Consider the following 22,396-nt stretch of genomic DNA (forward strand, 5'->3'; position numbering starts at 1 on the left):
TTTTCCTTCTCGTCTTCGACACGGGTTGGAAAAGCCCGGGACCGCCGTTGCGTCGGCGGTCCCGGGCGCTTGTTTTGGGTGCGGGGTGGTTGAGTCGCTGAGCAGGGTGCCTGCGTGACCGGGGTGGTCAGCGGCCGGTGCGGCGCTGGGTGTCGGCGCGGATGGCCTGCCGGTCGGGGTGGGCGTCGACCGCTGCCTGCAGGGCGTGCCACCAGGTGTCCGCGTACCGCTGGCGTTCCTTCAGCTCCCGCATCCGCTGCTTGAGGCGGTCGTGGCGGGCGGTGAGGGTGTCGCACAGACACTCGGCATCCGGGTTCTGGATGCGGGCCATGCAGCCGGGTGCGAGGCAGAGGGTGCCGTCGGGGTCGAGGAACCAGAAGCACCCCGAGGGGATGGTGTCGGGGGTGGTCACGGCCGGGTTGTCGCGTGTTCCGGTGCCGGTGTCGGTCATCGGTCGCTGCCGGTGGTGAGGCTGGAGGCCAGGTGCACTGTGGTGAAGCCCTCGCCTCGCAGCGGGACGGCCATGGCCGTGATGTGGAGCGGCTTCCTCGGTAACGCGAGCGTGGTCATAATGGTGGCTTCCTCTCGTAGCGCTACGGGATGGAAAGCCCGGAACAGCCATCCAGCCGGGAAGTTGCGCCGGCTGTTCCGGGCACCTGCCGTGCGTGGCTCAGGCAGCGAGCTGGTGGCCGGCGGCCGGGGGAGCGATGTAGCTGTGCGGGTCGGCGGGGGTCCCGTCGTGACATTCCAGGCAGCTGTCGATCGAGGTCGGCAGAACGAAGTGGTAGCGGCGGCGGCAAATGCCGCACGTCTCCCTGGCTGCCATGGCCTTGTCGAGTGCGGCTTCCTTGGCGAGCGTCATCGGGCGGACCGGTAACGCTTTCGCGATCTCGTACAGCAGCCCGTTCTTCGGGCCGCGCGTCTCAACTTCAGCAACTGGGTCCTGACCTCCGGGCCGTAAGCCCATGGCCCTGAGCTGGCGTTTCGTGGCAAGCCCGGACGGTGCGCACAGACGCGTGAACACCGGGATCGTCGCCTCCGGCTCCGCGGCGGCATGCGGGTCGACGTCGGCCACGTCGTAGCCGGCCGCCATCACGCACCCCAGGGATTGGGTGGGGCGGGGCCGGCCGATCCGGCGGCGTGGACGCGGGGTGAGCATGGTGGGGCTCCTTCGCAGAGACGATCCGTACGTGAGTGGAGGCGGTGCGAGGGGGTGGTCAGAACGGGGGCGGTGAGCGAGGCGCGGATCCGTAGCTGCCAGTCGCAGCGGACTGGGGCGCCGGGGCTGCGGGAGAGTCGCTGAGGCCGGGCGGCCTGTACGGGCCTCGCCCACCGCGCGGAGGCGGTGGCACGAGGGCCAGGCAGAGCGTCCGGAGGTATGTGGGCGGTACGACCGTTCTCACGGTGTCCGCTTACATGCTGATGGCCCGCACTCCAGCGTTTCGGAGTGTGGGCCATCAGCCGTAGAGCATCGAACTAATTGCGAGGCAGTTGCTTTCCGGTCTCCGTGTCGAATGCTGCATCGGCAGGAGAGAGGCGGATTGTGCGGGAGGGTGCCCGCATACCTTCTTTCCAGCTCTTGCCGCCAATCGCTACCCGGACGGTCACGTCGGCGAGGGGATCCGTGACTGGCAACACGACCTCAGGATCCTTGGGGAACCATCCGTCTTCCCGAACGCTGCTGGCGCTCTTCCCTGACGCGTCGATCCGCAGATACCTCGCGTCCGGATCGAAGTACGACCGAAGCTCCACAATGACGCTGTCCCCGCCCCTGGTCCATTGAGCCACCACGTCCGCATCGACACCATCTATGTTGAGCGACGCTCCCGACCTGCCCTTGTACGCAGCGGCCTTCTCCTCGCGCTGGTCGAGGTCGGCTTTCTGCCACACGAAAGCAACAGCGATGGACAGGACTGCGATGGCGGCGACGTAGGGCCACCTGCGGCGGCGCGCCGGCACGGACGCTCCGTCGTGAGTGGTCGGTCCGATTGCGGGTGGGGCTGTGGGCGGTTCGGGTACGTGGTACCACTGCGGTGATGTGGTGCCGTCGGTGTTCTCGAACCACGTGTCGTTGCCCATGCGGGCGACGGTAGCGCGCAGTTGGACGGCCTGGTCGGGGTTTCCGCACAGGTCAGCGACCTGGGCCCGGGTCGTGAGCCAGGACGCGGCCGGGGCCGAGTTGATGCCGTGGGCGGTGATGTCCTGGCGTTCGCCGATGGCCGCCAGGTCGGCGGCCTCGTTGCACCGGCCTTCCCGCGCGGCCTGGAGGACGTCCTGGTGTCGGTGGTCTATGACGTTGGGGGGCATGTCCCAGTCCCAGTCGCTCTCCTCTCTTACGTCGTGGGCGGGCTGCTCGAACAGCGCCGGCACAGCCGCGTCCTGGTCGTCACGGTCGGTGGTCTCGTCGGCCTCCGTCGCTGCGGCCTCCGCAGCGGGGGCTTGCTCGGCCTGGGCGTGTTGGGCCTGGCGGCGTCGGGAGGAGGTGTCGGTGAGGCGGGCCTCTTCTTCGCTGCGGATGGTTTCGATGATGTCGACGTAGTGGGGGCCGACCTTCCAGACGGCCTGGCCCGGTTCGAGGTTCGGGATTTCCTTGATCGCCCAAGTGGGCAGGCCGAGCAGTGCGCCGGTGAGGGCGGCTTCTTCCGGGTTGAGGCGTCCGATGTGGGCGACCTCGCACAGCCGGGCCAGGTCGCGCGCCTTGCCGTCGCCGAGGTCGGACAGCGTGTGCATGATCACCTCCAAGCTCAACCCGGCCTTGCGGGAGTTCTTGAGCAGCCGCTGGATCAGTTCGCTCGTGGCGGGGGACAGCAGGATCTGCCATGCCTCCTCGAGGACCAGGTGCCGGTGGACGGCGGTCGACTGGCGCAGCCAGACGTGTTCTGCCCAGCACGAGACCGCGGCCATCAGGCTGGGGATCGCGGGGCTGTTGCGGTCCAGACGGGAGAAGTCGAACGTGAGGATGGGAAGGTCTGTGGGCGGCAGGGTCGCGTCCTGGCCGTCGAAGAGACCGCGGAGCGAGCCTTCGGTGTAGCGGGACAGCCCGATCGCCACACCCTCTCCCCACTCGGCGAGCTTGGTGGCCGGCCACCTGCCGTCCTCGGGCCGCACCAGGGCATCGACCAGACCGGTCAGGTTGGTCGCCTTGGGGTGATTGAGGGCGTGCTGGAGGGCGTGGGTGGACTGGTAGGTGAGTGCGCCGGGCTCGACAGCGGCGATCAGCGAGCGGATCAGCTGCTCCCGTACTTCGGACGGCAGCTGGGTGCTGCAGGGGTTCAGGGTGAAGGAGCCGGCCTCGATGACCCGGCCTCCGAGCGAGTGGGTGAGTGCTCCCCACTCTCCGGTGTTGTCCTCTCCGAAGCTGTCGATGACGACGGCCTGGTGGTCGTGGTGGAGGATTTCGCGGCGCATCCGGATCTTGTCGGTGGTCGACTTGCCTGACCCGAGGCCCCCGAGGGCGAGGCAGTAGGTGGAGGGCAGGATCGAGTCCTCGGTGAGGACCGGGGAGAGGTGGAAGGGGCGTCCGTCCAGCAGGGACTTGCCGATCGGGATTCCGGGGAAGCGGGTGCTGGAGGCGACGAGGGGCGCGGTGATCGCGGCGTGGCTGGAGGGCAGTCGAATCATCAGAGGATCGCCCCTTTCCTGGTGGAGGCTCCGTGGGCAGTGGTCATCACATGGGCCCGGTGCTGCTGGCCCGGGAGCCAGTCGAGGCGGATCCGGTGGCGGTCGGCGGTCAGTGCGGTCTGCCAGCGGGCGTCGTTGACGGCCTCGGGGCTGTCGCCCCATACCGTCAGATACGCGTCGAGGTCCACCAGGGCATCGCCCTGGACGAGCGCGCCATGTGTTGTACGGGCGGCGATGCCCTGCGCATCAGCCTTGACCTCGTCGGTGGTGAACGCCCCGCCGGCGGCGGTCTGCCACTTCGCGGAGCGGCGTGACTGGGCCGCCGGGAGGGGCCGGTACAGAACGGCCAGGGAGCGGTCGGCGTCGTGGCCCAGGAGCAGCTTGGGCATGAGGTCACCGTCGGCTTCCTCGGGCCATCCGGTGATGCGTGCAGTCGCCGCGTAGCGGCCGTCCTCCAGCGCCGCCCAATGCGGCCCGCGCTCGACGACGGCAGGAATCGGCTCCGGTTCTACCGGTGTCAGCTTGCCCATGGTGGCGAACTCGCCTTCCAGCGTGTCGATGACCCGTGTGGGATAGCCGACCAGGCCCTTGGGGACGTGGACGGAAATCGTCTGGGTGTGGGCGGTGTAGTCGCCGACGGTGGCGTGGTGGGTGACGTGGACCTGGATCCCGGCGGCGCGGGCCTGCCCGCCGGCGAACGTCAACGCCCGCGAGAACGCGTCGTGGAACGCGGCGCGTTGGTGCGCGTCCTGCATGGTGCCGTGCCCGGGGTACAGCGCCCACGTCCTGGTCGCTCCGGTGCCGGGCATCACGCTGGCGGGTGCGGTGCGCTCGCGCAGGTGCCGGTAGCCGACAGTCGCCCATCGGGCGATCGAGCGGGGCCCCGGCGCAAGGTTGAGCAGCGCCGCGGCCGCGCCCACCGTGCCGAACGTCCAGGCGGGCGGTGGGGTGATCAGTGCCGACATCAGGACGGCGCTTCCTGCCCCGGCGTTGAGCTTCGTCAGCAGGGTCTCTGCGGGGCTCAGGCCGCGTTGCAGGGCGGGAATGCGGTAGCCGGGAGTCAGGGAGTACACGGGTTCCTCTTCCATGAAGTCTGGGCCAGGTAAGGGCCCTGGCCCCGGCGTACGCTCCGCGCCGTGTCGGGCGGGAGGCCGTACGCCGGGGCCAAGGGGCTGCTGCTGGCTTGCTACGGATTGGGCGGCCGGACCGGCGCCGGAGCTGCCGGAGCCTGCCTCCGGACGGCCGGACCGGGCCCCTGTGCCGGTCCCGGTGTCCGCGGACCGGGGGCTTGTGCGGCAGCAGCCCGGGCCGCTCTGCGCGCCTCGATGAGCTGCTGGTTGCGCGGCGCTTCCCGCTGGGTTTTGTCGATGGCGGACTGGGTGGTCAGCCGTGCGGACCGCTGCTTCTGGTTGATCCCGTAGGCGGCGAAGAGGACACCGCGGTCCTGGTGCGCGGCGCGGCCCGGGGTGTTAACGGTGCGGGGCATCCGCGGGTTGTTCTCCTGCTCGTAGAAGTCCGGGGACCCGGCCCGGACAACCGCCCGCGCCAGCGGGTTGGTCGTCCGGCTCTCCACGAAGCCGCGTGCGGCGCCTGCGATCTTGGGACCGAAGTACGGGATCCCGTGGAAAATCATCCGCAGCATCAACGCGTCCGCCGCGACCAGGAGCGCGGCGTCCATCACGAGCGAGCCCTTGACCATCTGGACGAACGGGCTGATCAGCAGCAGGGCGAACGGGGCGAACATCAGCCCCAGGAGGCGCATCGCCCACGCGCGGACTGCGGACGTGTCGCCGCCACGGGCCATCGAGGCCAGGACCAGTGGTGCCATGAGCACGAACGCGAGGATGCCGAGCTGGCGGGTCATGAACACCAGCGCCGCGAACGCCAACGCGACGACCAGCGCGGAGATGATCAGGATCGCTACGGGATTTCCCCCCTTGTCCAGGTCCTTGCTGATGGTTTTGAGGAGGGTCGACTGGTCGCTGTCGAACGCGGTCGTGAACGCGGAGCTCACGGCCCGGTTCAACAACATGACCACCCCTGGGACGGATGCCATGCCGGCGACGGCGGCCAGCGTCCATCCCGTGGATGCGCCGAGCTGCTTGAGGCGGGGTGCGCCCTGCCAGGCGGTCAGGGCGCACACGACGATCACGCAGATCAAAATGGCGACGGCCAGATGCTGGCCGAGCCACAAGAACTGCGCGTACACCGGATTGTCGGGCTTCTCCGGCGCCCACCCTCTCTTGGGGGCGAGCAGCCCATGAAGCGTTTTGATCAGGGTTTCGGCGAGGTCTTTGACGTGCTCGGAGGCCCCTTGGGTGATCCCGCCGCCACCATCGGAGGACCCGCCTTTCTCGGGTTCCCAGTCGTTCTCGCACATCTTCTTGGCGATGCCCTTGATCAGGGCGCAAGGGTCTTTGTCGGGCATGGTCAGCCCTTCGCGTTCGTCACGGTCGAGAACAGGGTGTCGCCGTAGAGCGCGAGGATCACAGCGACGAACAGCGTGCCCAGCGCCATCGACCCCTTCTGCAGGGCGCCCTTGGGGTCGTTGGACAGCTGGAGCAGCATGCGAATCGCGATGATCGCGATCACAGCGGCAATGCCCTTGGTGACCAGCCCACCGCCGGTGAGGCCGATCGTGTCGAAGAAGTTCTTGAAGCCGCCGGACAGGTCGGTTCCCTTGGCGAGGAAAATGAGCTTGCTCATGGGTCAGATCTCCTTGTTCGCGTGACGTACAGGGCGTGCGATCGCATACAGGTCGGACATTGAATCGATGGGAGAAAAGCGAACCGACGTGCCGGGTTTGGGGGCCTCGATCATGTAGCCGCCTCCCACGTAAATTGCAACGTGGTGAATGCTGGTGGGGCTGCTCCCGTAGAAGAGGAGGTCACCGGGGCGCTTCTGTCCGGGCTTCACCGGTTGTGAGGCGGCATATTGCTGCGCCGCCGTGCGAGGCAGGGTGATTCCGGCCTTCGCGTAGGCATAGAGCGTGAGCCCGGAACAGTCGAAACCCTTGACGCCCTTTCCGGAACTCCCGTTGGGGGAGCAGCACGACCCGGTACTGGGGCCACTTGCATTGCCACCGCCCCACGAATACGGGGTTCCGAGCTTTCCACTTGCCGCATTGATGGCGGTTGCCGCCTGTTCGGTGGTCGTCATCTTCCCGCCGGACGGAACATCGGCGAGGGCACTGATGGACCGGACGTAGTTCTGTGTCTCCTTGTACGGAGGGACGCCGCCGTATTTGTGGACGGCGCCGCTTCCGGCGTTGTAGGCGGCAAGCATGTTGTTCTGCTTGTTACCGGGAACGTCGCCCACGTCCTGGGCTATGTCGCACAGGTACTTGGCTGCTGACGGGATGGCATCCTCGGGATCCCACACATCACGCTTGCCGTCCGAGTTGCCGTCGATTCCGTGGGTCTCCCACGTGGACGGCATGAACTGCGCGATGCCCTGCGCGCCGACCGGTGAGGACGCTTTCGGATTGAAGCCGGATTCCTGGGTGAGAAGCGCGGCAAGCAGATTCGGTGTGACCTCGGGGCAGGTGGTTCCCGCGTCCTCGATCAGGTTTTTGTAATCGGTGGGAACGGCCAGGCTGAGCGCCGCCCCTAACGGGCCGTCGCCGGCGCCCTGCACGAGCGCGGCCACGACCACGGCCGCGGTCGCTCCTACGCCGATCGTGACCGCTGCAGAGGGTCTCAAGAGCCTTTTCCTTCCTTCCTACGGGTTTTCGGTGTTTTCGCAGGTCAGGACCGTCACCTGTGACCGCACCTGGACCGCACCTGGACCGCACCCGACCGTCACCCAGGACCGTCGGGTGACGGTCGGGTGCGGTCGGGGTGCGGTCAGGGTGCGGTGCCGGGTGACGGTCACGAACCGGACATAGCGGCGGCGGTAAGGTCGGCCAGGCGGTAGCCCCGCACGCCCTTCGCGCCTCTGTACGCCGGAACGCCCAGAAGCAGGTTCAACTTCTTTCCTGCCTCCACCGGATTGGTTTCCGCGATTCCGAGAGTCGGTGCCAGCTCAGGTGTGGGCATGAAGTCCACGCCCTTGTTCCGCATCAGGTCGATTGCCTGTTTCAGCGGAGATACCGGCGCAGCTTCCAACTTCTTCTGCTGCCGGTCGGCGACTTCGTCCACGACTTCCCACATGAATTCTTCCTCGAAGTCGAATCCTCGGAGGAGTGTGGAAGTACCGCCCGCGAACAGCACGCCCTGACCCTTGATGTCCGGGTTCAGGTGCGTGGGGCTGATCGGGGCGGCTGTGTCGAAGTACGAGTCGCCGAGGGTGACTTTCGCGGTTCCCGCCGATTCCACGTACATGCACATCCGGTACTGGAACTGGTTGCGAACTTTCACCGGGACAGCGTCCTTGTCGGGGCGCTGCGTGAGCATGATGACGGAGATTCCGGATTCGAGGGACTTGGCCACGAGCTTGCGGGCCTTTTCCTCGATGCGTGCCGCGTGTTCCTTTCCCTTCGGAGTTCCGTCGTCGGCGAAGAAGTCGGCCACCTCGTCCACGATGAAGATGACCGGCCTGAATTTCGGTTCGGGCTGCCGGTTCCTCTTCGCTTCCTGCTTTTCCTTGTACCGGGCTTCGACGCGGGGATAAAGCTCGTCCACCATGCTTTCGAAGACGGCCGGTTGGTCGGACGCTTCGTAACGCACGCATGCCTTTTCGAACGTGATCAGCCCGCAGATTTTCCCGTCGAGCAGGTACAGGTCGAAGTCGCCGTAGGCGATGAGCAGGCAGGTGATGATCCCGTTGACCAGGGTCGTCTTGCCCATCTGCGTCATGCCGCCGATGAGCATGGATGCCTTGTCGAAGGTCGGCACGCCCGCAAGTTGGCCGGTCACGTCGTGACCGATCGGGACACCCGCGAACGTCTCGATCTCGCGCCGGGTGGGCGCCGGGAACGTCTGCGCGAACGGGGCCTGGTCCAGCATGAGCAGATGGACGCGGCGTTCGTTGTCCCGGCTGCGCTCCAGCTTGACGTGCAGCCGGCTGACGCCGAACCAGCCCGCCACGTTCTCAAGCCGCTTCTCCACGTCCTGATAGGTGCGGGTCTTGGGCAGCAGGAAGTTGTACCGCTTGCCCGTGGACACCGGCTCGACGTCGACCTCGTCGGCCCGGATCACCTCGGCCTTGTCGATGACACCGGCCGTGATGAGCGCCTCTGTCAGCTCCGGATGCGCGGGAGGGGCCTCTACGGCCGTCTCCGGCACGCCCGCGGCCTGCCCGGGCGCTTCCTGCTTCAGCGCGGTTGCGGGCTGCGTCTCGCCTGTCACCAGCCGCCGCAGGGTGCCTCTGAGCTTCCAGGCCCCGTAGCCGAGCCCGACCAGCACCCCCACAACCAGGACCATGGTGGCCGGCCACGACAGGCCCAGCTTGTCCTTGATGGCCGCGAGGATGCCGAACACGATGGCCAGACCGCCGATCGCGCCGGCCAACTGCCCGTACATTTCCTCGCTGTTGGGCTTGTGCTGCTGTTTCTTTCCCATATCCCACCCCGTTTTCATGTCACCTGAAAGGTGAACTGGCGAGCGTAACTCGCGGCTCTGACAATTCCGTTCGGGCTTTTCGCGGTGCTTTCGCGGTGCTTTTTCGGGTCTGCTTTCCGGGTCTGCGATGTATCGCTCTCGCTCGCCGGGTCACTCACCGGTCTGCACCGCTCGACTGCGTTGTTTTTCCGGCAGTCGCGACACAGCCCAGCCAGTTCGAACCGGCTGGGCTGCATCGGTGGTGCCGGACAGATGTTCAGTGGCTGCGGGTCAGGCGCCCGCGTCCTCGGGCTCCTCCTCCTCGGCCTGCTCGACGCCCCCGTCCGTGTCGGCCTGGGGGCCGGCGGCCTTTTCCTTCGCCATCAGCGCGGCCCAGGCGCGGCGCAGCCGTTCCTCGGAGCCGATGTAGCCGTCCGCGCGCAGGGTGTCGCGGGCCTGGCGGTAGGACTGCGGCGGGTCATCGACGTACCGCAGGTGGCGCAGCAGGACGTCCACCTGACCGTCGGTCAGTGGCTCGTCGGGCTGGGGGACCGGCACACCCGCGACGGCCGCGAGGTCCGCGAGGGCGGCGGCCCGTGCCGCCCGCTGTGCCGGTGTGCCGCCCGGCGTGCCGGGCAGTGTGCCGGACGGTGTGCCGGATTCGGTCGGCAGGCCGTTGACCTGCGTGCCTGTGGTGTGCCGGGTGAGGGCGGGCGTGCCGGATCCGGCACGCTCCACCGTGCCGGGCAGCGCGGGCGCGGTCGGCTCCCAGTTCTCCAGTTCCGGCAGCCGGATCGCTGCGACCGACGCGGGAAGGGGCTTTTCCGCGATGGTCTTCTCGGTCGCCTCGGCCTGCCCGTGGAGCTGCTGAGTCATGTCCTGCTGCGCCTTGAGGACCGACACGCGGTACTTCGTTTCGGCTGCTGCGACCTGCGTCTCCAGCGTGGTGGCGAGCTCCAGCAGCTCGATACGGTGCGCGGCTTCCGCCTCCATCTCCTCCAGGCGGTCCGCCACCGTCTGCCGCTTGGTGGCGAGGTCCTGCCGCGTCTTGTCGGACACCGGCCGCCCGAGCGAGGGCAGCGTCCACCACCACGCACCCTTGGTCGCGATGATCGCGACCGGGGTGATGACCACGGCCAGGTCGAGCGGTGCGCCGTCCCGGGCGGCCAGGATCAGGTGAGCCGTGGGGATGGCCGCGTTGATGAGCGTGAGTGCCAGCCCGGCGTGCTGAACCCTCTGGGCGCGGCGGCGGTTGTTGCCGGCCAGGATCTCCGTCGCCTGGAAGACGACCCACAGGGCGTCCAGGGCACCGACCGTGGGCACGGCCCACACCCCGAAGCGGGGCTCGAGAATGTCGTAGGTCACGGCCACCGACAAGATGGCCACAGCCAGGGTGATCACGCACAGGGCGGCAAGGACCATCCCACGCGGCTGCTGCAAACGTTCCGGCATTTTCATGTCTGTGCTCCTCACAGGGATTCGGGGTCAGCGCCTGCGCAGGCGCTGGTTGTAGGCGTCCTGCAGGCGGCCAAACCGCTCGAACAACTGGGCCCCGGCCGGGCAGTACTGGTTGTCCTGGCAGGGGCGGCAGGTGTTCAGGTGGGTGCGCCAGGTGGCGGTGGCCTGCATGTAGCGGGCGTGCAAGTCGTCAGGCACGACGGCCTGCCGAAGGGATGGTCATGAGGGGCGGTGCCTCTCGGTGCGCTGTGGTGCGGGGTGAATGTCGGTAACGCGGTGGCCGGCATCCCACGCCGTCGCGGCCGCCGTGGCGGCGGCCGCGAGCAAGGCGAGGGTGAGCGGGTGGGCCAAGCCGCGTGCGGTAATGGCCCGCACCGCCCCGTGCTGGGCGATGCGGGCCAGGCGTATCGGCGGGTGCAGGGTGTCAGCCGTCCTCGCCGGTACTGATGGATCCGGTACCGCTGCAGGCGGTGCAGGTCTGCATCTCGACGCCCTGGTAGAGAGTGCCGTCCGCACCGGCGTGACTGACGGTCACCATCCGCTGGCCCGAGCCGCAACACGGGCTACAAGGAGAGCTCGCCATCAGGCCACCGCCCCGGCTCCGGCCTGCGCGCCGACCGGAGCCGGGGCGAAGCCGCCGCAGCGGCACGTCCAGTACCCACACAGGGGGCATGCGTCATCTGCCGCCCGGAAGGTGAGCGGGCGGGCCAGGCGCAGGACCGGCTGGCGGGTGTCGCCCGGCACCATCTCGGCGAGGGTGCGTCGGGCCCGGCGGCCAGCGGCCCAGGCGCGGGTGTCGCCGTCGGCCACCAGCTGCTGGACGAGCTGGTGGAACTGGTCGGTCTCGTCCAGTACGGACCGGCGTGCGTGCCGGACCTGGGTGGATGTCATCCTGTGCATGCGCATGTTGCCCTTCAAGAGAGGGTGAGCTGCGAAGACGAACCCCCCGGGCTTAGGCCCCCGGGGGGTTCGTCGTACGTGGGGCCCTGCTGGCCCCCCGCGTGTCGCCGTCCCACACCAGAGGTGCGGGACGGCGGCCACGGGTAGCGCAGGGCTACAGATTGAGCAGTGGCCTCTTCCGCCACGTGCGCTCGCCTTTTATGCAAGGAGGCGAAGTACCTTCGGTCCCGACGCGGGCTCGTCGCCGTCGGCTGGGACTGGATGCCGACGGGTCTGGGAGTGGTCGCGCGTCGTTCTTTTTCGTCGCGAGGGTGCCCACCCTCCGCATTGACCGCCGGTAATGAACACCTGGCCGTTCTGCTTCCTGGTCACAGCTGACGCTGCGCCCGGCGGTCTGCGCGTGGACTGCCACCACCAGCGGTGATGGCGCCTCGCGACGGGTTTCCACTCACCCCGGCCGGTGTGGTCACGGCCGGTACTGCGGTGGTGGATCACGCTGTTGAGTTCTCAAGCAACGGCCGCTTCCTTCGTACTCACCCCTGCGGGCTTTCCTCCGGGCGGTACATCGGGGACCGAGGGTCCGGCTCCCTCATCCGGCGCCGCCCGCAGGGGCGGTTCCGGGTGGGGGAGCCGGGTCCGAAGACCCGGCGGGTCAGGCTGCGAGCGGCAGTGGCTCGGCGGTCAGCGCAAAGGTGTCGGGGATCGGGCGGAGCATCTGCGCGCCGACGAAGAGGGCAGCGCCCATCAGCTCTTCTCGGATCCACTCGGCAATCGACGGCTCCAAAGCCTCGAGCAGCCGCTCGCGGACCCGCTCGGTGATGGAGGGGTCGGTGGCGACGATGTCCTCAGCCGCGTCCTGGCGGGCCTCGATCTCGGCTGCGACCTCGTCCCAAACCTTGGAGCTGGCACCCGTGGCCTCAAGGCGGGCCAACTCGCCTGGCGTGAGGCGCTCGTACATCTCCAACGGCGTACCGAACACAACGTCCAGGTCCAGGCCGGCGAACTCCGGAAGGTCCACCTCGATCGCGTCCAGCAGCTCCTGGGTCTCCGTGTCGAAGTACTCGGTCGCGAGACTGGCAGCGGGGCGGCGAGTGACGTCCATGGGTGGTGCTCCTTTCGGGTTGACGGGCTCATGCGATCCCGAGAAGTGGCAGGTGGGGGCTTTTGCCGACCGCCTCACCTTGTCGACATATATAACTTAGCTGATACAGTTCGGGTCGTGTCAAGCGGTTCGTTGAGGAAGCTATGGAAGCTAGCTAAGTTGAGGGAGTCGATCTACGATGTCGCTCATGAGCAACGAGGCCGTTCAGCCGTACCAGCGAATCGTTCAGGAAGTCCGCGACGAGATCCGTTCGGGTCGGCTGACAGCCGGGGCGAAGCTGCCGAGTACGCGGGAGCTGGCTGACAAGTACGGGGTTGCGCCGGGCACCGTCCAACGGGCTCTTACCGAGCTGCGGACGGCTGGGCTGGTCTACTCCCATCAAGGGCGCGGTTCGTTCATCACTGACACGGCGAACGAGTCCAGCGAGGACTCGACTGCCCGCGCTCTCAAAGTCCTTGAGGAGCAGGTCGCAGACCTGGCCGCACGTCTCGAAAAGATCGAGAAGGGGCGCAATGACTGACATCCTTCCTCGCGTCTCGTTGCGCATGTTCGTCCCTCCCTGGCGTGTTCGGCTTCGTTAGCAAAGTTGTAGGCCCGGTTGGGGAGCGAGTTCTAGATCAGACGTGTATCCAGCCGCTGGATACACCGAGTGGAGACATGGAGGGGGCACCAAGTGGGGCAGCAGCCGAACGTGTTAACGCCGGAGCAGTCGGCCCTGCACCGCTTCGGCTACACGCTGCGAGAGCTCCGACAGGCTCGCCGTTTTTCCTTACGCACCTTGGCTGAGAAGGCCTTCATGTCGCACTCCAAGCTGCAGAAATGGGAGAACGGGGACCGTTCCCCGAAGGACCGAGCGGAAGTCGAACTGATCGACTCGCTGCTCCGCGCCGACGGCATCCTGATCGATCTGTGGGAGCGCATCGGTCTGGATGTATCCGTGCGCGGCCATGTATCCGTTTCGGTTCCCCATGTATCCGAAGCGTCGATGGGGCTGGCCACGGCCGCCTCTCAGCAGGCAGCGTCTGATCATGAGGGAATCTTTGTCCCCGCTCGTCTACGGGATGGATCGGTGGTTTTCGTGGCGCTCGATCGACGCGCAATGCTGCGTGGTGGGGTGGGAATCGGCGCAGCGGCTGCATTTGGCGTGGGGACGCCAACGGTCGCGGACTCCAACGTGGTGCCGGCCCTGGCGCGGCCCGCACGGTCTGCTGCCGCGTACAGCGATACCCCAGTGGAACACCTGCAGCGTGCTCGCCGACTGCTGATCGACAGCGACAACCTGCTCGGGCCCGGACAGGCACTCAAGTCCGTCCGCGAGCACATCGAGGTCATCAAGGAACTACGCCGGGACACGAAAGGCATTGACCGCCAGGCCCTGATGGAACTGCAGACGCAGTACGCCGAATTCGCCTCCTGGCTCTACCAGGATCTGGGGGATTTCGACAGCGCGCAGTTCTGGCTCGACAGGGCGTTCCAGTGGAGCCACACCGTCGGTGACTGCGATCTGACCTCGTACGTGATGGCGCGCAAGGCGCAGCTCGCTGGTGAGACCCGGGACCTGGTCGATGTTGTGGACCTCGCCGAAGCTGCGCAGCGCATGGCGCGGCCCCATAGTCGCCTCGCTGCAGTCGCACGAACCTACGAGTCATACGGCCACGCGCTGCGCGGCGAGTCGACCGACAGCGAGCGCGCGATCGACGACGTGCGCAACTCTCTCGATCGCGTATCCGGCGACACGACCCCCTGGGGTGTGTGGCTGAACGAGCAATACGTCGAAGTTCACCGCGCCCAGGGCCTGGAGGTGCTGGGCAAGCACGGGCAGGCAGCGGAGATCTTCACCAGCGCCATCAAGGCGCTCCCCGAGGGCTACCACCGCGACCGAGGCGTCTACCTCGCGCGGGCCGCCGTCGCGCACGCTGGTGCTGGCGTCCCGGACGAAGCCGCCACGGTCGGCCTCCAGGCGCTGACAGTCGCGAACGACACCGGCTCCGGTCGGATCATTCGCGAGCTCGCTCGCCTGGACAAGGCGCTGGTCCCTTGGCAGCGACAGCCCGAGGTCGCCAACTTCCGCGCCCACTTCGACGCCGTACTCGCCCACGAATCCTGAGCAGAAACGGTCCACACCACCGATGACCACGCGTCCGTACGTCATCCTCTCCGCCGCCATGTCGGTCGACGGCTACCTCGATGACACCAGTCCCGATCGTCTGCGTCTGTCCAACGCCCCCGACTTCGACCGCGTGGACCAGGTCCGCGCGGAGTCCGACGCCATCCTGATCGGCGCGAACACCATGCGCCGGGACAACCCGCGCCTGCTGGTGAACAGCGACGAGCGACGAGCTCAGCGCGTCGCCGATGGCAAGTCGGAGTACCCGTTGAAGGTGACCGTCACCGCGACCGGTGACCTGTCCGCCGACCTCAACTTCTGGCATCACGGCGGTCAGAAGCTCGTGGTCACCGTGGACAGCGCGGTGGAGAAGGTGCGCACCACGTTGGGGGACCTAGCCGACGTGGTCAGCGTCGGCCCCGAACTCGACTGGGGCCTGGTCCTCGATGAGCTCGGCCACCGCGGCGTGGGCCGGCTCATGGTGGAAGGCGGCGGCACGATCCACACCCAGCTCATGTCGCAGAACCTTGCCGACGAGGTCCACCTCGCCATCGCCCCACTGCTCGTGGGCCAACCCGAGGCCGCACGCTTCCTCGGTGCCGCCGACTACCCGGGCGGATCGACTACCCGGATGAAGGTGCTGGAGATTCGCGCGATCGACGACGTCGTGCTGGTTCGCTACGCCCCGAAGGAGCGCGGCTGATGTACGTGCCTGACCGAGACCAGGACCTGCGCTGGATACAGCGTGCGATCGACCTCGCCGCGCTGTGCCCTCCGGCCGCCGGCGCCTACTCGGTCGGCGCGGTCATCGTGGGCGAGGACGGCGCCGAGCTGGCGACCGGCTACTCCCGTGCGACTGGCCCCCACGAGCACGCGGAAGAGGTTGCCCTCTCTCAGCTCCCCCAGGATGACCCGCGCCTCGCGGGGGCCACGATCTACAGCACGTTGGAGCCCTGCTCCCAGCGACACTCGCCGCGTACCCCGTGCGCTCAGCGGATCCTTACGGCTGGCATCCCTCGCGTTGTCATCGCCTGGCGTGAGCCCTCGTTGTTCGTAGACGACTGCGTCGGCTACGAACAGATGGTGGAGGCCGGAGTGACCGTGAACGAACTGCCCGAGCTCGCCGCAGCCGCAAAGGAGGCCAACTCTCATCTGCCAGGCATGGGTTAGGAGCAACGATGGAGCAGGTCTACGTTCAGCGGAGGGTGGGGAGTCGGGTGGAGCCGGTCGGTATCTCGCACGGCAACACGCTCGTTCTCGATACCGAAGCCCGCCGGAGCAGTGTATGTTTTGGGGAATGTTTCCCTACGGTGGAGGTTCTAATGTCCGATCCGCTGAGGCGAATTGACGCCCTGGTGGAGGAGGACACCCTCCCCACACCCCAGGTCCGGCAGCAGCTCCGGCTCGCCGCCGGCCTCACCCAGACCGAAGTTGCCGACGCTATCGGCGTCAAGCGCCTCGCGGTCGCACGGTGGGAAGCCGGGCTCGCCCAGCCTCACCGCGGGAACCGTCGCGCGTACGCGCATCTCCTCCGACGGCTGGCCGCGAAACATCCGGACGCCGCCATCGAGGAGGTGCCGGATGAGGAGTGACCTCTCGGTCCCGGCCGTATTCGGGTTCGCCGACGCCATCTTCGAATTCGAGGAGGTCTGGGTGACCTAGTGGCCACAGGCCGCGCGCGCCAAGATGTGGACTGGCGTCCACTGTGGCCCCTCGCGCCCGTAAAAGACCGAAGCCGCCCCCTCCTGGCAGGGAGGGAACGGCTCCTCAAGTCGACTCGCAGGCCTTCCAAGCTCTGAGTCGTGTCCGGTGAGGTGACCTCGCCGGGGGTGATGCCCGTGGACCTTCCGGTCCGCGTGGTCACCTGTACCCAGAATAAGCGGACCGCCTCGCGGGACGCCACCACCTGGGTCACCTGTCAGGTCACATCCGCTGGTCACGGCTCCCCTATCAGGGGAGACCCACCACATGCACCGCCAGCTCCACCCCCGCCGCCGGCCCCCCGCCGCGGCCCCGGGTACTTTTTCCGGCTGGGCTGTCACACCGACGCCCGGACCGACACCTGTAGCAGGCGTGACGCCTACTTCTGTTATCGCCGCCCAGGTCGCGCCCGGCTGCTTCCCGCCTGACGGGACGCACATCAAGATTTCTGTCCGCCCAGCGGGAGGGACCGCCCTTTCTTGGACTGGGCGGCCGCTGTCCACAGGCCGCCCGGTCCAAGGTCGCCAGATGACCACGCTTCTGCGTTACCGCGCCTTCTTCGCCGCCACCCGCCTGAGTGTCGAGCCGGAGGTGGCCCGGTGATTCAGCACATGAACTTGGTGTTCCAGGCCAGCGGCCTGTCCGTGGGGGAGGGTGCGTTCCTGATGGCGTGCGCCAACCACACCGACGACAAGGGCTACGTGATCGCGCACATGCAGCAGCTCGCGGACGAGGCGCACATGAAGCTGCGGGCCGCTCAGACCAACCGGGCACGGCTGGAGAAGCGCAAGCTGCTGAAGGCGGGGGCGCGGTTCAGCCCGAAGAACAACGCGCAGATCGCCAACCTGTTCCGGATCAATCTGGACCTGCTGGCGAGCATGCAGCGGCAGCGTAAGGACTACGGCCCGACCCTCATCGAGGAACTCACCTTCGATGACCCGTCTCAGGAAAACCCCAGCTCAGACCCCCATGCAGATTTTGCACCCCCCCCTGCATTTCCTGCACCCCCCCCTGCATTTTCTGCGGGGGCTGGGGGTGCAGAATCTGCACCCCTTCTCCTTCCTTCTTCTCTTCCCTCTTCTCTCTCAGGTCCCGCCGGTCTTTCCGGTGACGGGTCGCGGCAAGACGAGAGAGAGGCGGCTGCGCCGGAGGACAAGCCCGTCGCTGCGGTTGCGGCTGCGGGTGATGTGCCGGCCCCTCGTGGCGACGACGGCGAGCAGACTGCTGAGGCCGACGTGGTGGAGATGCTCGTGGGACTGCCGGGCGAGGTGTCCAAGGCAGCGGCCCGGCGGCTGGTGTCGCTGGTGCTGGCTGCACTGGGTGAGGGATGGACACTGGTGGCGCTGCGGGCCCATCTGGCCCGCCTGTGCGACCCGCAGCGGGTGCGCTACGCCCCGGCGGTCTACGAGAAGCACTTGCGGGAGCTCCCGGCCCCGCCTTCCGGTACAGGGCCGCGCGGTGCCGCTGCGGACATGTGCGAGCAGCATCCGGTGTTCCCCGCGGGTGACTGCACGCCGTGCCGCCTGGCCCAGATGAAGGCCCGCCGGGGCGACGTCGACGGTGGCTCGGGGCCGCTTCCGCTCGATGTCAGTGCCGTGCTGGACCGAGTGCGTGCGGGTCTGGCCGGCGGGGGTGGGCAGCGGTGACCACGACGACACCGGACGAGACCACTCTGGACGCTTTCCCCCGGCAGGGCGGCGGCGTGCCAGCGCAGGCCCTGGAGGCGGAAATGTCCGTCCTCGGATCGATGCTCCTGGACAAGGACGCGATCGCGGACGTCATCGACTGCCCGATGAAGGCCCGGGACTACTACCGGTCGGCCCACGAGATGATCCACGCGGCGATCCTGGACGTGGCCGCCAAGGGCGAACCGGCCGACCCGATCACGGTGGCCGCCGAACTGGTCAAGCGCGGCGAGCTCGCGAAGGTGGGCGGGGCCCCGTACCTGCACACCCTGGTGCAGTCCGTGCCCACCGTGGCGAGCGCGACGTACTACGCGGAAATCGTCCACGAACAAGCCGTGCTGCGGCGCCTGACCAAGGCCGGCCGCGAGATCACCCAGCTCGCAGCAGACGGCGCGGGCGACCTCGCCGACATCCGGTCGGCCGCCGAAGCCAAGCTCCTGGACGCGCTCGCCGGCCCCGACCAGACCACCGGCTACGCCCCGGTCAGCGAGGACGTAGCCCCGTTCTGGGACGCGCTCGACCACCGCATGCGCCACGGAACCGGTGTCGCGCTGACCGGCGTCCCGACCGGCCTGGACGACTTCGACCTCCTGACCGGAGGCCTCCAGCCCCGACAGCTCATCGTGATCGGCGCCCGGCCCGCCATGGGCAAGTCCACCCTGGCCCTGGACTTCGCCCGGCACGCCGCGATCGTCCACGGCAAGACCGCCGCGTTCTTCTCCCTGGAGATGGGCCGGGAGGAGATCAGCCAGCGCCTGTTCTCCGCAGAGGCCCGCGTCGCGCTGCATCACATCCGCAGCGGAAGCGTGACCCCCGAAGACCTGGCCCGCCTGGAGGCGCGCACGCAGGCCGTCAGCGCCGCGCCGCTGATCGTGGACGACTCCCCGGAACTGTCGCTGATGGAGATCCGCTCCCGCGCACGGCGCATCAAACAGTCCCAAGGCCTTGACCTGCTGGTGATCGATTACCTCCAGCTGATGGAATCCGGATCCACCCGCCGTGCCGAGAGCCGCCAGCAGGAGGTCTCGGACATGTCCCGCAGGCTCAAGCTCCTGGCCAAGGAACTGAACGTGCCCGTGATCGCCCTCTCCCAGCTCAACCGCGGCCCCGAACAGCGCACCGAGAAGAAGCCGGTCCTCTCCGACCTGCGGGAGTCCGGCTCCATCGAACAGGACGCGGACATGGTGATCCTGCTGCACCGCGAGGACGCCTACGACAAGGACTCCCCGCGCGCGGGCGAGGCGGACCTGATCGTGGCCAAACACCGCAACGGCCCGACAACGACGATCACCGTGGCGTTCCAAGGCCACTACTCACGCTTCGTCGACATGGCCAAGACGTGATCCACCGCCCACGCGCCCGCCAAACCCCCTGAGAGCGCCGCTCGCTGACGATCTGCCACTTCGGAGTCCATCCGGTCGTCCGGGGTGGAGATCGGCGCTCAGCGCCCTGTACAGACGATCAACGACAGGAGTATCCCCGTGGGCATCATCGGCGACAGCCTGAACAGGGCAGCCGCAGCGACGTTCACCCGCTCCATCCCCGCCTCGGCCGGCGCCCAGATCCGGTTCCTCGTCAAGCACGAGAAGGGCTCCACCCGCACCGTGGCACAGCGCCTGGGCGTCTCGCAGCGCACCGTGGAGCGTTACCTCACCGGGCAGATCAAGAAGCCCCGCCCGGACCTCGCGGCGAAGCTCGCGGCCGAGGTGCGCAGGGACTGGCAGCCGATGGTGCGCAGGCGCGCGCGGAAGCAGGCGGCGACCGCGACCGGCATCACGGTCGAGACGCGGGCCCGTTTCGGGTTCACCGCAGCCCCCGGAACGACGGACGACGGACGCATCCGGCTCATTACCCAGCACCTTCCGCCCGTTTATGCCGACCGTCTTTTCACCGCGCAGGAGGCCCGTGCCGGTGAACAGGAATTGCAGAACATTGTTGCCGAGGGATTGCAGGAGGTGTATTTCAAGGACGGCGGCCGACGCGCGAACGACCTCCTCGTGGAATTCACCGACATCGATTACCTCGACACCGACTATGCCTGACCCGGAGCACCGGCTACCGCCGCCGCGCCCCGTCCTGCGACAATCAACGAGCCGTTCGCGGCCTGTCCCACCTGAACGGAGCTCCGGTGTCTGAAGACCCGATCTACGAAAGCCCTGACGCGCAGCTTGCCCGCCGGGTCGCGGCGCTGGAGCGCCTCGCGGAGACCCAGGACATCCTGGACCGCACCGAAGCGCTGGCCGTACGACAGCGCCAGCAGGTCGAGCAGTCCCGTACCCAGCTGCTGGAGAAGCTCTCCCGCGTCCAGGACGACCACAGCGCCCAGCTGGACCAGCACGGCGAGATGCTGACCGAGATCCTGACCATCCTCCGCAGCATGAACCGCCCCGCCCAGTGACCGAGGCTGCCGTCGTCCAGGGCCAGGCCTGCGCCGCGAGGTCCGCGACAAGTTCACCGCGGTGAACACCCGGCTGGACACCCTGGGCGGCGAGGTCAGTCACGGGTCCGGTGGGGCGCCGCTCGGGCGGGACTGCCCAGCCCGCCTCTTTCCCGGTGCCGTGGGCGGCCCGGTGTCGGGGGTCCCGCAGCCGGGACATACGACCAGGCCGCGGCCCTGGGGAGCGATGAGAGTTCCCCAGTCTTTGCAGCGCTGACAGGTGAAGGCGCGATCGGTCCTCGGCTCAGGAGTGTCGTGGTGACGTGCATCACTCATACAGACAGACTAAACAAATCGTTTATATCGGTTCATTTCGGCCCGGTGTGTCGGGTCTCGCGGGCTTGCTTTGGGAGCGCGTGGCCTTCCGCCGCCTCGCTACGCGGTTGACGTCAGCCAAGCGCCTTCCACCTTTTACCGGGACGGCCGAACTGCCTTCCACCTTTTTGGGTTTCCCTGATTTCCCGGAGGGTGGTCCGGTCTGCTTCCGCAATTTGTAGGCTGGGTCCGCGAAGGCCGTCGCGGAGGCGCTGTATGCCGCGCTCAACCGGGGTGCACTCCGGTCTGGGCCCGATCGTCTACCAGGATTGACCGTCCTCGTAGGAGACTCGGACCATCGACTTGGAGGAGCACGCCGTGAGCGCCCAGCCTGAACATCCGGCAGACCCCAGGGTCCGCCCGATCCCGCACACCATCGATGCCGTGGCCGGCGCCCTGACGGGTGCCAAGCGCATGGCGTTCTACGCCGAGATCGGCCAGGCCGAGGAGGGCGAGCACATCAACGCTGTCCTGCGGAAGTGGTGGATGGAGGCCATGTTCGACAGCCGGCCCGGCCGCGGGCAGCGTCTCGCCGACGCGGACGCGCGACGCGGACTCGTCTCTCTGCCCGATCTGGCCGGGGAGTGAGCGACTCGGGGCGCGGCTGGACCGTGTTCTGCAACGAGGATGCGGCGAATGTCCTGGAGGCGATGCGGGTCGGCGGCCACACGGAGCTGCATGACCAGGTCGTGCTGTTCCTGCGGGCGCTCGCCATCGAGGCCGGCGCCGCCGCCGACGCAGGCAAACCGCTGCCCGGCCTCCCGATGGGCGACGGCCGGTACAACGTCGACGTCCCCCAGCTGCCAATCCTGATCAGCTACACCCCCTACCCCGGGATGCGCGAGTTCCGCGTCACGGATCTCCTCTGGCTCGGCTGACCAGACACCGCACACAGAATCGACCCCCGGCAGGGAAAATGCCGGGGATCGATTCATCTCCCCGGTGGGATATCAAGACCGCGCACCACAGCGTCAACGGCTTCAACCTGATGAGGTCGAAGCGCAATCTTTTCTGTGCTCGTCATATCCGTACTCCAGAATTCACGAGAGGGGTGGCAAGTCCTGACGGAGGGGGTAGCAGTTCCCTCGGGATGCTACACACGCATCACGTGATGCATCATCGCGATGATGTGCGGGCATCACTGTAGCGCAACAGGGTCCAGAGGGAGGGGTTTTCGGGTAAGCTCGTGCGTATGCTGAGTGTTCTTCAGGAAGTGAGAGGTCATCACACACTGGATGGAGCGAAGCGGAGTCCGGTGTGCCCCATCCGGCGGGGCCGGCCTCCCTTCGGGGGTGACGTCACGTCACGGGGTGGGGGTGGCCGTTTCTTCGGGATGCTACACAGACCTGCACTGATGCACCCGCGCCTGGTAGCCAGCCGTTCCGGCTTGCCGGAACCAGGGCGGGGGAGCGAAGCGGACACGCCCCGTCTGTCAGGAATTTAAGCGAAGCGTAATTCCAATTCCCGTGCGAAGCACGGGAATTACGGTGTGAAACACCGTCAATGAATTGTGAAACAATTCGTCACATGGTGCGAAGCGCCATGTTTCGCTTGCACAGCGCGCAGCGCTGTGGTACCCGCTCCGCGGGG

The 22,396-nt window shown here is 67.6% G+C and carries 24 protein-coding genes; 11 read left to right on the forward strand and 13 right to left on the reverse strand.

The genetic code is table 11. The features are described 5' to 3' along the window. Positions 1-127: 127 nt before the first annotated feature. The 13 genes from ACIA8E_RS38615 to ACIA8E_RS38675 form a co-directional block, all read right to left on the reverse strand. Positions 128-451, reverse strand: a complete 324-nt coding sequence (locus tag ACIA8E_RS38615; RefSeq protein ID WP_399305984.1) for a hypothetical protein — start codon at positions 449-451, stop codon at positions 128-130. Continuing rightward, on the reverse strand, positions 448-570 hold the full coding sequence (locus ACIA8E_RS38620; protein WP_399305987.1) for a hypothetical protein: 123 nt from the start codon (positions 568-570) through the stop codon (positions 448-450). Before ACIA8E_RS38620 ends, ACIA8E_RS38615 begins: the two co-directional genes overlap by 4 nt. Positions 571-670: 100 nt before the next feature. Next, positions 671-1,159, reverse strand: a complete 489-nt coding sequence (locus ACIA8E_RS38625) for an RRQRL motif-containing zinc-binding protein (RefSeq protein WP_399305990.1) — start codon at positions 1,157-1,159, stop codon at positions 671-673. A 317-nt stretch (positions 1,160-1,476) separates the two neighbouring features. After that, on the reverse strand, positions 1,477-3,621 hold the full coding sequence (locus tag ACIA8E_RS38630) for a hypothetical protein (RefSeq protein ID WP_399305993.1): 2,145 nt from the start codon (positions 3,619-3,621) through the stop codon (positions 1,477-1,479). Further along, positions 3,621-4,694 (reverse strand): hypothetical protein, encoded by a 1,074-nt coding sequence (locus ACIA8E_RS38635; protein ID WP_399305996.1) that lies wholly within the window; start codon positions 4,692-4,694, stop codon positions 3,621-3,623. The genes ACIA8E_RS38630 and ACIA8E_RS38635 overlap by 1 nt, the downstream gene beginning before the upstream one ends. Positions 4,695-4,807: 113 nt before the next feature. Further along, complete coding sequence (locus ACIA8E_RS38640) at positions 4,808-6,049, reverse strand: hypothetical protein (RefSeq protein WP_399305998.1); 1,242 nt, start codon at positions 6,047-6,049, stop codon at positions 4,808-4,810. A gap of 2 nt (positions 6,050-6,051) precedes the next feature. After that, positions 6,052-6,327, reverse strand: a complete 276-nt coding sequence (locus tag ACIA8E_RS38645) for a hypothetical protein (protein ID WP_399306001.1) — start codon at positions 6,325-6,327, stop codon at positions 6,052-6,054. Positions 6,328-6,330: 3 nt separating this feature from the next. Then, on the reverse strand, positions 6,331-7,275 hold the full coding sequence (locus tag ACIA8E_RS38650) for an NlpC/P60 family protein (protein ID WP_399306003.1): 945 nt from the start codon (positions 7,273-7,275) through the stop codon (positions 6,331-6,333). A 215-nt stretch (positions 7,276-7,490) separates the two neighbouring features. Next, complete coding sequence (locus ACIA8E_RS38655) at positions 7,491-9,140, reverse strand: FtsK/SpoIIIE domain-containing protein (RefSeq protein ID WP_399306006.1); 1,650 nt, start codon at positions 9,138-9,140, stop codon at positions 7,491-7,493. Positions 9,141-9,392: 252 nt separating this feature from the next. Next, positions 9,393-10,559, reverse strand: coding sequence for a hypothetical protein (locus ACIA8E_RS38660; protein WP_399306009.1), 1,167 nt, complete (start codon positions 10,557-10,559; stop codon positions 9,393-9,395). Positions 10,560-10,586: 27 nt separating this feature from the next. After that, positions 10,587-10,757: a hypothetical protein gene (locus tag ACIA8E_RS38665; protein ID WP_399306012.1), complete on the reverse strand. Its 171-nt coding sequence runs from the start codon at positions 10,755-10,757 to the stop codon at positions 10,587-10,589. 384 nt (positions 10,758-11,141) lie between these two features. After that, the gene (locus tag ACIA8E_RS38670) at positions 11,142-11,450 is read right to left on the reverse strand and encodes a hypothetical protein (RefSeq protein ID WP_399306015.1); all 309 of its coding nucleotides are present in this window, start codon (positions 11,448-11,450) and stop codon (positions 11,142-11,144) included. A gap of 661 nt (positions 11,451-12,111) precedes the next feature. Beyond that, the gene (locus ACIA8E_RS38675) at positions 12,112-12,561 is read right to left on the reverse strand and encodes a hypothetical protein (protein WP_399306017.1); all 450 of its coding nucleotides are present in this window, start codon (positions 12,559-12,561) and stop codon (positions 12,112-12,114) included. A gap of 187 nt (positions 12,562-12,748) precedes the next feature. On the opposite strand from ACIA8E_RS38675, the gene ACIA8E_RS38680 reads away from it, so the two are divergent. The 11 genes from ACIA8E_RS38680 (at position 12,749) to ACIA8E_RS38730 (ending at position 21,684) form a co-directional block, all read left to right on the forward strand. Then, a complete protein-coding gene (locus ACIA8E_RS38680; protein ID WP_399306020.1) occupies positions 12,749-13,081 on the forward strand; it encodes a GntR family transcriptional regulator in 333 nt (110 codons plus the stop codon). A gap of 153 nt (positions 13,082-13,234) precedes the next feature. After that, the gene (locus tag ACIA8E_RS38685; protein WP_399306022.1) at positions 13,235-14,668 is read left to right on the forward strand and encodes a helix-turn-helix domain-containing protein; all 1,434 of its coding nucleotides are present in this window, start codon (positions 13,235-13,237) and stop codon (positions 14,666-14,668) included. A 22-nt stretch (positions 14,669-14,690) separates the two neighbouring features. Beyond that, the gene (locus tag ACIA8E_RS38690) at positions 14,691-15,371 is read left to right on the forward strand and encodes a RibD family protein (protein WP_399306025.1); all 681 of its coding nucleotides are present in this window, start codon (positions 14,691-14,693) and stop codon (positions 15,369-15,371) included. Further along, positions 15,371-15,838, forward strand: coding sequence for a deaminase (locus tag ACIA8E_RS38695; RefSeq protein WP_399306028.1), 468 nt, complete (start codon positions 15,371-15,373; stop codon positions 15,836-15,838). Before ACIA8E_RS38690 ends, ACIA8E_RS38695 begins: the two co-directional genes overlap by 1 nt. A gap of 8 nt (positions 15,839-15,846) precedes the next feature. Next, positions 15,847-16,260, forward strand: coding sequence for a helix-turn-helix domain-containing protein (locus tag ACIA8E_RS38700; protein WP_399306030.1), 414 nt, complete (start codon positions 15,847-15,849; stop codon positions 16,258-16,260). A gap of 708 nt (positions 16,261-16,968) precedes the next feature. Then, entirely contained in the window at positions 16,969-18,015 is a 1,047-nt protein-coding gene (locus tag ACIA8E_RS38705; RefSeq protein WP_399306033.1) for a hypothetical protein, read from the forward strand. A gap of 83 nt (positions 18,016-18,098) precedes the next feature. Further along, positions 18,099-19,397 carry a replicative DNA helicase gene (gene dnaB / locus ACIA8E_RS38710; RefSeq protein WP_399306052.1) on the forward strand — a complete coding sequence of 433 codons (1,299 nt, stop codon included), beginning with the start codon at positions 18,099-18,101 and terminating at the stop codon, positions 19,395-19,397. 138 nt (positions 19,398-19,535) lie between these two features. After that, positions 19,536-20,096, forward strand: coding sequence for a telomere-protecting terminal protein Tpg (tpg, locus tag ACIA8E_RS38715; RefSeq protein ID WP_399306035.1), 561 nt, complete (start codon positions 19,536-19,538; stop codon positions 20,094-20,096). An 86-nt stretch (positions 20,097-20,182) separates the two neighbouring features. Beyond that, the gene (locus ACIA8E_RS38720) at positions 20,183-20,452 is read left to right on the forward strand and encodes a hypothetical protein (RefSeq protein ID WP_399306038.1); all 270 of its coding nucleotides are present in this window, start codon (positions 20,183-20,185) and stop codon (positions 20,450-20,452) included. Positions 20,453-21,124: 672 nt separating this feature from the next. Then, the gene (locus ACIA8E_RS38725; protein WP_399306040.1) at positions 21,125-21,394 is read left to right on the forward strand and encodes a hypothetical protein; all 270 of its coding nucleotides are present in this window, start codon (positions 21,125-21,127) and stop codon (positions 21,392-21,394) included. Continuing rightward, entirely contained in the window at positions 21,391-21,684 is a 294-nt protein-coding gene (locus tag ACIA8E_RS38730; RefSeq protein WP_399306044.1) for a hypothetical protein, read from the forward strand. Before ACIA8E_RS38725 ends, ACIA8E_RS38730 begins: the two co-directional genes overlap by 4 nt. Positions 21,685-22,396 lie beyond the last annotated feature (712 nt).

Source organism: Streptomyces sp. NPDC051664 (genome assembly GCF_044453545.1).
Lineage (GTDB): Bacteria > Actinomycetota > Actinomycetes > Streptomycetales > Streptomycetaceae > Streptomyces.